Consider the following 12,535-nt stretch of genomic DNA (forward strand, 5'->3'; position numbering starts at 1 on the left):
AATCCACTGTGAAAGGAACTGCGCATGCTGTTTTCCCCCTTGACCATCGGACAACTGGAAGCACCGAACCGACTCGTGATGGCGCCACTGACCCGCCTCCGCTCTGGCCGGGAAGGTATCCCGGGACCGCTGGTAGTGGAGCATTACCGGCAGCGCGCCTCACTCGGCCTGATTGTCAGCGAAGGTACCTACCCCAGCCCCGCCGGACGCGGTTTCCCGGGCCAGCCCGGCCTGGTCACCCAAGAACAGCTCAAGGGCTGGGCCGACGTCACCGCCGCGGTGCACGCAGAGGGCGGCCGGATCTTCGCCCAAGTGATGCACGCAGGCCGCGTCACGCACGAGGACACCACAGGTGGCCACGAGATTGTCGCCCCTAGCGCCATCGCCATCGACGGCGTGACCCGCACCTACGAGGGCAAGCAGGCGTTCCCCGTTCCGCGCGCCCTTACGACTGACGAGCTGCCCGGCATTCGCGAGGAGTTCGTGCAGGCCTCCCGCAACGCGATCGAAGCCGGGTTCGACGGCGTCGAACTTCACTCCGCGAACGGCTACCTGCTGCACGAGTTCTTGACGCCGGCTGCGAACCAGCGCGACGACAACTACGGCGGCTCGCCTGAAAACCGTGCGCGTTTCGTCATCGAAGTTGCCCAGGCTGTCGTCGACGCCATTGGTGCGGACCGCGTCGGCATTCGCATCTCGCCCGAGCACAACGTCCAGGGGGCCCTGGAGCTGGACGCCGCCGACGTCCTCGAAACGTACGGTTACCTGGTGGACGCCCTGGCGCCGCTCAAGCTGGCCTACCTCAGCGTCCTTCACAAGGAGCCGACAAGCGAACTGGTTCAGGACCTGCGCACGCGCTTCGCTGGCACCTTCCTCGTGAACACCGGGTTCGGCGTCATCACCACCGCCGAGGAAGCCAAGTCGCTGGTCTCGGACGGCCACACTGACGCCGTCGTCGTGGGGCGCCCCGCCATCGCCAACCCGGATCTGGTCCGCCGCTGGCGCGAAGGGCTGCCCGTCAACGAGCCCGACCCGACCACTTTCTACAGCGACGGCGCCGAGGGTTACACCGACTACCCGGCCTACCAGAGCTCAAACTAGGACCGCAGGCCAGGCAACGGCCTGGGGGCGTGCCCAGCGTGGGCCTCGAACAGTGGACAGGATGCCATTCTGTCCACTGTTCGGCTTTAAGAATGGGCATGTCCTCCCGGGCAGCCCGTCGACGGGGCGCATGTCCAGCGCACGGTTCAAAGAATGGGCATGTCCCTAGGGGCCGGCGGGAATTGAGCGCTGGCAGAGGCCGATGAAGCCGCCCAGCTGTTCCAGGCCCTCCGGATGGGTCGGCATGAAGTTCGTCAGCTCCGGGGAACGGACGACGACGGCGCGCCACTGCCCGCGCGATACTGCCACGTTGATCCGGTTGCGGGACAGCAGGAACTCCATGCCCCGGGGCGCCTCGGCCACGGCCGAACACGCCATCGAGACGATCACCACCGCTGCCTCCTGGCCCTGAAACTTATCCACGGTTCCGACCCGCACGCCGGACAGGTCCGCCCGGTCCAGGGCATCGCGAACGAGGTTCACTTGGGCGTTATAGGCGGCCACCACCAGGATGTCCCCAACTTCGAGCGGCCGCGTCTCCTCCGGGGTGTGCCACGGAAGCCCCAGGTGCCGCCGCACCTGCCGTACGACCTCGGCGGCCTCCTCAGGTGACGACGTCGTATTGCCGCTGTGGCGCACCATTACCGTCTCGATCCCGGCGGGAACTCCGTCCAGGCGGCGAAGATCTGCGGAAGGGGCGGATCGCAGCCTGCCCTCGTAGGACAACGCTGAGACCGCCCGACACAGGTCGGAGTTCATCCGCCATGAGTCGGCCAGAAAATAGCCCAGTTCCGGCGGGAGCGTCGCATGGCCGGCCGAAATCCAGCCCAGCGCCGACTCATCGACCGGTTCCGGGTGCCTGCCTTGGCTGACCTGCGGCAACTGCTGCGGGTCGCCGAGCAGGAGCAGCCGGCTGCTGGCCTGCGCCACCGCCAGCGTGTTGGCCAGCGAGAACTGCCCGGCCTCGTCGATCACCAGCAGATCGAGTGAGCCGGGCGGAACGGTGGCGCCGGTCATGGTCCACGCCGTGCCGCCGACCAATGCCCCACCGGGGGACCCCAGCAATTCCGCAACATCCTTGGCGGTGCGAGACTGCCACGGCAAAGGATTGTCGTGCTTCACATCCTTGGCCACCAGGGCGGGGCTGACTCCGGCCTTCGTGACGGCAGTCTTCAGCAGGTTCTCCACCACGGCGTGCGACTGGCCGACGACCCCGACCTTCCAGCCGCGGGCAACGAGACGGGCGATGACGTGGGAGCCCACGTGGGTTTTGCCGGTTCCGGGAGGACCTTGTACGGCCAGGTAGGAGTGGTCGAGACGCAGGACCGCGGCGGTGATGGCGTCAACGAAACGGTCCGGTCCGTCGCCGGGCTGCGGCAGCGGGGCACGTCCGGCCAGCCTCGGCGGCAGTCGCCGGACCAGGTCCAGTGCAGGGTGGTGCGGGATGGCGCCGGACATCAGCGCCACAGCGACCTTGGCGGCAAGAATCTCCAGCGCCTGCTCGAGGCTCTTGGTGGCGAGCGGCTGGTCCTCGGTCAGGGCGATGGGCAAGTCGCTGTGGGGCGGGATATTCCGGTGCAGGCGGTCCCGGATGATGACGGTGTCTTTGCCGTCTTCGTGTCCCAGTTCCAGGACCTCCGTGCCGAACCAGCCGCTCCGGCCGGTCCCGTCCTTGCCGGTGCCTTCCAGCCCGGCGGGAAGCGGCAGATCGTACATGCGGAACCAGTTGCTGCCCTCGCGCAGGTCCGAGCCCGGGCTCACCGTGCCGGTTAGCTTGACCCGCCGCTCAGGAAGCTTCCTGCCTGCCTGCTGCCAGTCGCCGAGGATCTCCGCGGACTCGACGAGGAACACGTTCCGGTCGCGCTCGTGGGTGTCCGGACCCTGCTCGCACCGGTCGAAGTGCGCCCACCAGAACGACTTGCGCTCGCGGCGGTGGTAGCTGACGGCGGCCGCCAGCATGGCGACGGCCTTCCGGTCGTCGGCGGGCAACCCGCTGCCGGATTCGGTATACGCCATCAGCGCCGCCTCGGCCGGTCCAAGTGCCGCCCCGCCGGCCGGGGAGCCGCCGTCGTCCGGTGACCCGCCGGCATCGGCCGCCGAAGCGGGTCCCCCGTCGCGAGGCTCGATCCCGCGTTCCTTGGCCCGCAGAAGCAGCCAGTCCCGCAGTTCCAGCGTCGAGAGGCAGTCGTACTCGTTGTAGTCGGAGATGTCGGCGAGGATCGCGGCGGCGTCCTCGGCCCGGCCTGCGTCGCGCGCCTCGCAGTAGTGCGCGTAGGCCACCACCGAGGCACCGGCGTCTTTCACCTCGCCGGAACGCAGATTGGTGCCCATGTAGAGCGGCTCGAGCTTCTTGATGCTGTAGGAGTTCTCCGAGATGAGGATGCTGTTCCGGACCGTCTGGTAGAGGTCCACCAGCAGCCCCTCGCGGAGCCACTCATCCACAATGTCCTCGCCGGCCACGTGCAACACCGAGAGCTTGCGCAGCGCAGTCTTTTCGTACGGGGCGTAATGATAGACGTGCATGTCCGGGTGATCCTGCCGGCGCTTCTCCACGTAGTCCAGGAAGTCCAGGAACGCCTGCTTCTCCGCCGCCCGGCTGTGCGCCCAGAACGGTCGGAATGCTCCCGTTTCGCCGGGCCCCGCCGGTGCCTCGATGACGCCGAACAGGTACTCCAGCCCCCACACCCCGGTCGCGCTTTCCTGCCACAAAGGGTCGCCCTCGAAATCGAAGAAAATATCGCCCGCGCTGGGCGGCGGCAGCTCCGCCAGCGTGTTCTGCGGCACGACGGCGTAGCGCAGGGTGTGCTCTTCGCCGTCCTTGAAGTACCGGACTTCTCCGTCCGCGGGGCCGACGCCGCTTTGCATCCGGGCCTGTTCCTGCAGCCGCAGCAACGTGGGAGTGGGCCGGACCAGTCTCGCCTGGGCCAGGGCCTTGACCGTGTAAATGCCGAGCTCGTGAAGGTTCGTGCGCTGCACGGAGTTCATCCGGGCCACCAGGAGCAGGTCGTCGGTGGCTTGGACCTGTTCCTGGCAATAGTCGCAGCGGCCGCAGGCGGTGACGCCCTCCGCGCCCCAGCGGACGGTGCCGGGCTGGGCGATGTGGGCGGCCGTCAGCGCCAGGAAACGCTCGCGCCGTTCCCGGAACACCGGCAGGATCTCGGCGAGCCGGTGGTGGCTCCGGACGTAGTCGAATCCGCCGGTGGCCAGTTGCACCGTGGCCCCGAGGACCAGCGTGACCGCAGGATCCACCCGGATGCCGGCCTTCAACAGCTGGTCACCGTACGCGGCGAGTTGCAGCAGTGCGGTCACCTTGGCGTGCCGGGCCAGTTTGGTGTCGAACACCGCGTAGCTGCCGTCGGGCTGTCGCACCAGGAAGTCGGAGCGGCCGTGGAACTGGCCGTCAAAGAAGGCAGCTTGGAAGACGACGTCGGCCCCGGCACGCAGCGCCTCGATGGATTCGTGGTGCTTGGCCAGCAGCGCGGGCCGGTCCATGGCAGCGGCGGGAACGACGTCGTACACACCACGGCCGCTGGTCGGATCCCAGGACCCGAACTCGGCGACAATCCCGTCCAGGACCTTGCGCTCGTGGACGTCGCCCAGCACGGCCGCGTGCTGGAGCATCTCATCCGTGCCGAAGTCCGCCTTGGCAGCGCGCCCCAGCCTCTCGTCGAGTTTTCGGAGCAACTGATACTCGCAGTCCGCGGCCACCACCAGGTCGCTGGCTGAGAAGACCAGGTCCGGTACCGCCTCCGGCACCTCCGATTCAAGAAAAAACATTGCGCCCCCGCTGCTTGGTTGATCCCGCCGACTGGTCCCGCTGGTATCTCTTCTGCCAAGCTATCAAAGCCCTCCGACAGCGAACGCCGCACACCGGGTCTGGCCGCCGTCGCGGGACCGGCGTAGGGTCGACAAGACCATGACTGAACAGCAACCCTATGAGCTGGTCAAGCGCTACCCGCACTTCGAGTTGCGCCGCTATCCCGCGCACGTTGTGGCCGAAATTCACGTCAACGCGACCTTTGACCGGGCCGGGAACGCGGCCTTCCGGCACCTGTTCAACTACATCAGCGGCAGCAACACCGGCGGACAAAAGCTGGCGATGACCGCCCCGGTCCTCCAAGCAACGGGAAGCCGGGACAGCGGGAACCAGGGCGCGGGCTCGGCACAGAAGCTCGCGATGACCGCTCCGGTGCTGCAAAGCGGCCCGCTGCCTGGCGGCGCCGGTCCCGCAGACTTCGTGGTCGCCTTTGTGCTCCCCGCGGGACTGACCCCGGAGACGGCACCAACCCCGGCCAACCCCGACGTCAAGATCAGGGCCGTCCCCGGGTCCCTGGCCGCCGTCCTCCGCTTCTCCGGCAGCGGAACGGCGGCAGCCTTCGGGCGGCGCAACGACGGGCTGCAGGCGGCGCTGACCCTGGCCGGGCTGACTGCCGTGGGCCCGCCACGGTTCGCCCGCTTCGACCCGCCGTTCAAACCGTGGTTCCTCCGCCACAACGAGGTGGTCCAGGACGTGAAGGAACCCCGCGCCGCCGCGGGGACGCCGGGCACCGGACCGGAGTAAGGCAGCGGTAGGGGCGAGGTAAGGCAAAATGGGCAGGTGAGCCAACTCCCGCAGCACCCCGCCATGACCTCCCCGATCGAGACCCAGATCGCCGCCGAACTTGGCGTGAAGCCCTGGCAGGTGAAGGCGGCCGTGGAGCTGCTCGATGCCGGGTCGACGGTGCCGTTCATCGCCCGTTACCGCAAGGAAGCCACCGGCACCCTGGACGACACCCAGCTCCGCGGGCTCGAGGAGCGGCTGCGCTACCTGCGCGAGCTGGAGGACCGCCGGCGGACCGTCCTGGAGGCGATTGCCGCGCAGGGCGCACTGACCCCCGAACTGCAGGCCGCCGTCGTCGGCGCCGATACGAAGTCGCGGCTGGAGGACATCTACCTCCCGTTCAAGTCCAAGCGCCGCACCAAGGCCCAGATCGCCCGGGAGGCCGGCCTGGAGCCGCTCGCGGATGCCTTGTTGAAGCGGCCGGAGCTGGACCCGGAGCGCGAAGCCGCCCGCTACTTGAACGCCGAACATTCTATCGGGGACACTGCTGCCGCGCTGGCCGGCGCCCGGTCCATCCTGGTCGAGCGCGTCGGCCAGGACGCCGACCTGGCCGCCACCCTGCGCGAGCGGCTCTGGACGCAGGGCCGGATGGTGTCCCGCGTGAAGAAGGGCAAGGACGCCGAGGGCCAGAAGTTCAAGGACTACTTCGACTTCAGCCAGGCCCCGTCCGGGATGCCCTCGCACCGGGTCCTCGCGTTGCTCCGCGGCGAGAAGGACGGGGTGCTGGAGCTGGATCTCGCCGAGGCGGAACCGGACGACGACGCCGCCCTGGCCGCCGCCCGCGGCCGTTACGAGGCCGCCGTGGCCAGGTTCCTCGGGGTCGCCGACCGCGGCCGGCCCGCCGACGCCTGGCTGCTGCAGACCGCCCAGGTGGCGTGGCGCTCGCGTGTCCTGGCCCGGCTCAGCGGGGACCTGCGCAGCCGCATGTTCACCGCGGCCGAGGACGAGGCCGTCCGGGTGTTCGCCGCCAACCTCCGCGACGTGCTGCTCGCCGCGCCGGCCGGCAACCGCGCCACCTTGGGCCTGGACCCGGGACTGCGCACCGGGGTGAAGGTCGCCGTCGTGGACGGCACAGGCAAGGTTGTGGCGACGGATACGGTGTACCCGCACGCCCCGGCCCGGAAATGGGACGAGGCGCTGCGCACGCTGGTGGGCCTGGCCCGGAAGCACGGCGTCGAACTCGTCGCAATCGGCAACGGCACCGCCTCCCGCGAGACGGACAAGCTCGCGGCCGAGCTGATCAAGGAACTCAGCGCGGCCGCGGGACAGACGCCGCAAAAACTCGTCGTCTCGGAGGCCGGCGCGTCCGTCTATTCGGCGTCGGCGCTGGCCGCAGCCGAACTGCCCGGCATGGACGTGTCGCTGCGCGGGGCGGTGTCGATCGCCCGGCGGCTGCAGGATCCGCTCGCGGAACTGGTGAAGATCGAACCGAAGTCCATCGGCGTCGGGCAATACCAGCACGACGTCACGGCAGCGAAGCTGGACCGCAGCCTCGACGCCGTCGTTGAGGACTGCGTGAACGCCGTGGGCGTGGACGTGAACACCGCGTCGCCGGCGCTGCTGAGCCGGGTGGCCGGCGTCGGGCCGCTTCTGAGCGAGAACATTGTGGCGTACCGGAACGAGCACGGCCCGTTCGCCAAGCGCAGCGAGCTGAAGAAGGTGCCACGGCTGGGCGCGAAGGCCTTTGAACAGTGCGCCGGCTTCCTGCGGATCACCGGGGGAGCGGAGCCGCTGGACGCCTCCAGCGTGCACCCCGAGGCCTACCCGCTGGCGCGGAAGATCAAGGCGGCGGCGGGTGCGGCGCCGGCCGGTGCGGGGACGGCGGCCGGTCCGGCGGGCGGAAACCTGTCCGCGCTGAACCCGCAGGACTTCGTGGACGGCTCCTTCGGCCTGCCCACCGTGCGGGACATCATTGCCGAGCTGGAGAAGCCCGGCCGGGACCCGCGTCCCGCGTTTGCGGCGGCGACGTTCCGGGAGGGGATCGAGAAGATTGCCGACCTCAAACCCGGCATGGTGCTCGAAGGCACGGTCACCAACGTGGCGGCGTTCGGTGCGTTCGTCGACGTCGGCGTTCACCAGGACGGCCTCGTGCACGTCTCCGCGCTGGCCAACCGCTTCGTCTCCGACCCGCGGGAGGTGGTCAAGTCCGGGCAGGTGGTCAAGGTCAAGGTGCTGGAGGCGGATCCCGAGCGGAAGCGCATCTCGCTGACCCTGAGGCTCGACAACGAGCCCGCGCCTGTCGGTGCGGCCGGTGAGCGCCCGGGGAGGCCTCCGGCCGGGAGGCCTGCATCCGGGAGACCAGCGCCGGGGGGCAGGACACCGGCCAGGCAGCCAGCTCAGTCGAAGCCGGTTCCGGCGCCCGTCAACACCGCGATGGCCGAAGCGCTGCGAAAGGCCGGACTCGGCAAGTAGCGCGACCGTTTAGCGCGGATTCCCTACCGCTCGGCGCGCATTTCGTACGTTTGCTGATGATGTGCACCATGATTGCCGAAGGCAACGGCTCACGTTTGGGGTCCTTCGCCTCTAGATCGCTGGACATCGACGTCGTGGATAAGCAAGGGGAACACCTATGGGCTGGCTGGACCGTGAACGAACCATTGCGCCGCCGGGATTCAACCGCTGGCTCGTGCCGCCGGCGGCGCTCGCCGTCCACCTCTGCATCGGGCAGGCCTATGCGACCAGTGTCTACAAGACGGCCCTGGTCAGGCATTTCGGCGCCAGCCTGACCGAAATCGGCGTGATCTTCTCCATCGCCATCGTGATGCTCGGTCTCTCCGCCGCGATCATGGGCACCTGGGTGGACAAGAACGGCCCGCGCAAGGCGATGTTCACTTCCGCGGTGTTCTGGGCCTGCGGCTTCCTGATCGGCTCGCTCGGCATCTTCACCCACCAGCTGTGGCTCGTCTACCTGGGCTACGGCGTGGTCGGCGGCATCGGCCTGGGTATCGGCTACATCTCGCCGGTGTCCACCCTGATCAAATGGTTCCCGGACCGGCCGGGCCTCGCGACCGGCATGGCCATCATGGGCTTCGGCGGCGGCGCCCTCATCGCGAGCCCGGTTTCCACCGCGCTGCTGAAGCTGTACGACCCCAACTCCAACGCCAAGGGGTGGGTGGCCAGCGGCGACTCCGTCGGCAAGCTCTTCCTGACCCTCGCTGTCATCTATCTCGCGTACATGCTCTTCGGCGCCTTCACCATCAAGGTGCCCGCCGAAGACTGGAAGCCCGCGGGCTTCGACCCCACGAAGGTCAAGGCCGCCAAGCTCGTCACCACGGAGAACGTCTCCGCCAAGAACGCCGTCAAGACCAAGCAGTTTTGGCTGGTCTGGATTGCACTGTTTTGCAACGTCACCGCCGGCATCGGCATCCTGGAGCAGGCCGCCCCGATGATCCAGGACTTCTTCCGCCAGTCCGACGGCGCGTCCCTGGTCAGTGCCGCCGTCGCCGCCGGCTTCGTCGGGCTGCTCTCCATCGGCAACATGGCCGGGCGCTTCGCCTGGTCCGCCACCTCTGACGTGACCGGCCGCAAGCGCATCTACATGGTGTACCTCGGCGTCGGGGCGGTGCTCTACATCGTGCTCGCCCTGGCAGGGTCCACCACGACCATCCTCTACGTGATCCTCGCGTTCCTAATCATTTCCTTCTACGGCGGCGGCTTCTCGACCGCGCCGGCCTACCTGCGGGACCTCTTTGGCACGTTCCAGGTCGGCGCCATCCACGGCAGGCTGCTGACCGCCTGGTCCGCCGCCGGCGTTGCGGGACCGCTGATCGTCAACGGCATCCTGGACGCCCAGGGGACGCCCGGCAAGTTGACCGCCGCGTCCTATCAGCCGGCACTGCTGACCATGGTGGCGCTGCTGGTGGTCGGTTTCGTGGCCAACCTGCTGGTCAAACCGGTCGACGAACGATTCCACGAACCCCGCCCGGACCGCAATCCGTCGCACGAACCCGCTTTGGAGGCCTGAAATGAGCACTGCACCTACCCCCGGCGCCCAGGCGTCCGTAACAGCGTCCACCGGCAGACTGGCCGTGGCCTGGGCCCTCGTCGGGGTGCCGCTGGCCTACGGGGTCTACGAAACACTGACCCGGGTAGCGGCGCTGTTCGGCTGAGTTATGCCCTTCACCCCGCCTGAGCCGTTCACCACCCGCCCCACCTTGCAGGGCACCTTTGGGATGAGCGCGTCCACGCATTGGCTCGCGACGGCGGCGGCGCAGGCGGTGCTCGAACGCGGCGGCAACGCGTTCGACGCCGTCACAGCCGGCGCCTTCGTGCTGCACGTTGTGGAGCCGCACCTCAACGGCCCCGGCGGGGACATGACGGGAGTTTTCGTGACGGCGTCCGACCCGGGCACGCCGGTGGTGCTGATGGGCCAGGGCCCGGCGCCGGCTGCGGCCACCTTGGAGCACTACCGTGCCGAAGGCCTGGACCTGGTTCCGGGGTCGGGGGCACTGGCCGCCGCGGTGCCGGCCGCCGTCGACGCCTGGCTCCTGCTGTTGCGGGACCACGGAACCTGGGAGCTGGACGCGGTGCTGGAGTTCGCAATCGGCTACGCCCGCGACGGGCACCCGATGCTGGGCCGCGTCGGCGGCACGATTGCCGCGGTGGCTGAGCTATTCCAAACGCACTGGCCCAGCTCGGCGGAGCTGTGGATGCCCGGCGGCAAGGTCCCGGCCGAGGGCGAACTGGTGCGCAACCCGGCCCACGCCCGGACCCTGGAACGGCTCGTCGAAGCCGGCCGGGCTTCCACCGGTACCCGCGAGACGCGAATCGATGCGGCCCGCCTGGAATGGCGCGAGGGCTTCGTCGCCCGGGCGGTGGTGGCATCGGTGCAGACGCCGCACCGGCACTCCTCGGGCACCGACCACCGGGGCGTGCTGGCCCTGGCCGATCTGGCCGGCTTCGAAGCCGGTTACGAGCCGGCCGCCACCGTGGAGTTCCGCGGTCACACCATCGCCAAGACCGGGCCGTGGGGTCAGGGGCCCGCGCTGCTGCAGACCCTGGCCATCCTCGATGGATACGAGGACCGGTTTCTGGATCCGTCCACCGAACTAGGGGCACACACGATCCTGGAGGCCCAGAAGCTGGCGCTGGCGGACCGTGAGGCCTATTACGGTGACACTAACGTGCCGTTGGAGTACCTCCTGTCCGAGGAGTACTGCGCGGGCCGCCGGTCCCTGATCACGGACCGGGCGTCGCACGACTTCCGGCCGGGGCGGGTGCCGGGCCGTGAACCCTACCTCCCGCCGCTGCGGACGGAGTACGTCCCGCCGGCGCTGGCTACCCTTGGGCAGGCGTCCGGTCCGGGGGCCGGGCAGGCGTCCGGTTCGGCGGGGTTGGGCGTGGGGGAGCCGACCGTAGCGCCGAGCGGGGAGACCCGGGGCGACACCTGCCACATCGACGTCGTGGACCGTTGGGGAAACATGATCTCGGCGACGCCGTCGGGCGGCTGGCTGCAGTCCTCGCCGGCGATCCCGGAACTGGGCTTCTGCCTCGGGACCAGACTGCAGATGACCTGGCTGGAGCCGGGAACGCCGTCCACCCTGACTCCGGGCAAACGGCCTCGCACCACCCTGACGCCCACCTTGGTGCTCCGGAACGGACGGGCGGTGACCGCATTGGGGTCGCCCGGCGGCGACCAGCAGGACCAGTGGCAACTGCCGTACCTGCTCCGGACCATCGTGGGCGGCTACTCGCCGCAGCAGGCCATCGACGCGCCGACGTTCCATACGACGTCGATGCCCGGTTCGTTCTGGCCGCGGACCTGGGAACCTGGCGGCGCCGTGGTGGAGGAGCGGCTGGGCGAGGACATCATCGCGGGGCTCGAACGCCGGGGGCATCTTGTCACGAGGGCCGGCGGCTGGACCCTCGGCCGGCTCTCCGCCGTCGTCCGGGACCCGGCGACAGGAGTATTGCAGGCCGCCGCCAACCCGCGGGGCGTCCAGGGGTACGCGGCTGGGCGGTAGCTACCCGACCCGCCGACGGCGCACCGCCAGGTAGGTTGCGACGCTCGCGAGGGCTGGGACGCCGAGGAAGACAGTCAGCCCTGCAATGCCGCTGGGAACGCCCCCGACGGCCGCGTAAGCTGCAATGCCGATCCACCAGAGCAGGGCCGTCGTGAATCCGCCGATGACGAGGAATCCGCGAGTTGCCGGGCGGCCCGGTCTGGGAACGCTTCGAGGCGGGCGGCCCTTCAAGCCAGCCGATACCGCGGAGGGGGAACTGGCACGGTGCCGCCGCGCCAGGAGGAATGTGCCGGCGGTTGCCGCCACGGGGACGGCTCCGAAGATGAGCAATCCGGCTAGACCGCTCGCCGGCCCGCCGACCATCAGGTAGCCGGCCATCCCGATCCACCAGCACAGAACGGCGAAGAACCCGCAGAGAACCACTATGGGATTCCGCAGGCCGGAGCGCCCGTCCGGAAAGGCAGCGAATGTTCCGTTGCGTGCCATGATCAGTCCCCCAATGCGGTTGCCTCAAAGGCTGGGTAGTTGTCATTACAGCATGGCGCGGCAGCTCTGACGAGGCACATTCGTTGATTCGGCTTATGGATCCGCTTCATGGATCAATAAGCGGGTGTCCATGTCTCAAGGCTGGAGTCATTCACGATCGGAAGTAGTGGTTTCGTTTGGGTTGTTGGCGGGGGTCCAGGTGGGGTGGCGGGATGAACCAGGGGATGCCGGCGCGSGGTTGGATGGTCCAGTGTTCCTTGTGGATCAGGTGGTGGTGGTGGGAGCAGAGCAGGACTCCGTTGTCGGCGGAGGTGGTGCCGCCGCGGGACCAGTAGGTGATGTGGTGGGCTTCGCACCAGGGGGCGGGGATGGTGCAGCCGGGGAA

General features: G+C 68.9%; 9 protein-coding genes. 6 read left to right on the forward strand and 3 right to left on the reverse strand.

Features of this window, described 5'->3' with window-relative positions; all coding sequences use genetic code 11:
* The first annotated feature begins 24 nt into the window (after positions 1 to 24).
* Positions 25 to 1,101, forward strand: coding sequence for an alkene reductase (locus AC1DGI_RS14070; protein ID WP_476899275.1), 1,077 nt, complete (start codon positions 25 to 27; stop codon positions 1,099 to 1,101).
* Positions 1,102 to 1,266: 165 nt separating this feature from the next.
* On the opposite strand, the gene AC1DGI_RS14075 is transcribed toward AC1DGI_RS14070, so the two are convergent.
* A complete protein-coding gene (locus AC1DGI_RS14075; protein ID WP_476899276.1) occupies positions 1,267 to 4,878 on the reverse strand; it encodes a TM0106 family RecB-like putative nuclease in 3,612 nt (1,203 codons plus the stop codon).
* A 139-nt stretch (positions 4,879 to 5,017) separates the two neighbouring features.
* On the opposite strand from AC1DGI_RS14075, the gene AC1DGI_RS14080 reads away from it, so the two are divergent.
* The 5 genes from AC1DGI_RS14080 (at position 5,018) to AC1DGI_RS14100 (ending at position 11,664) form a co-directional block, all read left to right on the forward strand.
* Positions 5,018 to 5,662, forward strand: coding sequence for an SOUL family heme-binding protein (locus AC1DGI_RS14080; protein ID WP_476899277.1), 645 nt, complete (start codon positions 5,018 to 5,020; stop codon positions 5,660 to 5,662).
* Between the two features lie 63 nt (positions 5,663 to 5,725).
* The gene (locus AC1DGI_RS14085) at positions 5,726 to 8,113 is read left to right on the forward strand and encodes a Tex family protein (RefSeq protein ID WP_476899289.1); all 2,388 of its coding nucleotides are present in this window, start codon (positions 5,726 to 5,728) and stop codon (positions 8,111 to 8,113) included.
* A gap of 157 nt (positions 8,114 to 8,270) precedes the next feature.
* Positions 8,271 to 9,665 (forward strand): OFA family MFS transporter, encoded by a 1,395-nt coding sequence (locus AC1DGI_RS14090; RefSeq protein ID WP_476899278.1) that lies wholly within the window; start codon positions 8,271 to 8,273, stop codon positions 9,663 to 9,665.
* 1 nt (position 9,666) lies between these two features.
* Positions 9,667 to 9,810 (forward strand): MFS transporter small subunit, encoded by a 144-nt coding sequence (locus AC1DGI_RS14095; protein WP_476899279.1) that lies wholly within the window; start codon positions 9,667 to 9,669, stop codon positions 9,808 to 9,810.
* A gap of 3 nt (positions 9,811 to 9,813) precedes the next feature.
* Complete coding sequence (locus AC1DGI_RS14100) at positions 9,814 to 11,664, forward strand: gamma-glutamyltransferase family protein (protein WP_476899280.1); 1,851 nt, start codon at positions 9,814 to 9,816, stop codon at positions 11,662 to 11,664.
* On the opposite strand, the gene AC1DGI_RS14105 is transcribed toward AC1DGI_RS14100, so the two are convergent.
* Positions 11,665 to 12,150 carry a hypothetical protein gene (locus AC1DGI_RS14105; RefSeq protein WP_476899281.1) on the reverse strand — a complete coding sequence of 162 codons (486 nt, stop codon included), beginning with the start codon at positions 12,148 to 12,150 and terminating at the stop codon, positions 11,665 to 11,667.
* 151 nt (positions 12,151 to 12,301) lie between these two features.
* On the reverse strand, positions 12,302 to 12,535 hold a 234-nt coding region (locus AC1DGI_RS14110; RefSeq protein ID WP_476899282.1), incomplete at its 5' end, for an HNH endonuclease.

It is taken from the genome of Arthrobacter sp. 05N428_2, assembly GCF_056397065.1.

Coding starts and splice junctions, on each gene's coding strand:
- AC1DGI_RS14095 (WP_476899279.1), top strand. CDS start 9,667: ATGAGCACTGCACCTACCCCCGGCGCCCAGGCGTCCGTAACAGCGTCC.
- AC1DGI_RS14100 (WP_476899280.1), top strand. CDS start 9,814: ATGCCCTTCACCCCGCCTGAGCCGTTCACCACCCGCCCCACCTTGCAG.
- AC1DGI_RS14070 (WP_476899275.1), top strand. CDS start 25: ATGCTGTTTTCCCCCTTGACCATCGGACAACTGGAAGCACCGAACCGA.
- AC1DGI_RS14105 (WP_476899281.1), bottom strand. CDS start 12,150: ATGGCACGCAACGGAACATTCGCTGCCTTTCCGGACGGGCGCTCCGGC.
- AC1DGI_RS14080 (WP_476899277.1), top strand. CDS start 5,018: ATGACTGAACAGCAACCCTATGAGCTGGTCAAGCGCTACCCGCACTTC.
- AC1DGI_RS14075 (WP_476899276.1), bottom strand. CDS start 4,878: ATGTTTTTTCTTGAATCGGAGGTGCCGGAGGCGGTACCGGACCTGGTC.
- AC1DGI_RS14090 (WP_476899278.1), top strand. CDS start 8,271: ATGGGCTGGCTGGACCGTGAACGAACCATTGCGCCGCCGGGATTCAAC.
- AC1DGI_RS14085 (WP_476899289.1), top strand. CDS start 5,726: ATGACCTCCCCGATCGAGACCCAGATCGCCGCCGAACTTGGCGTGAAG.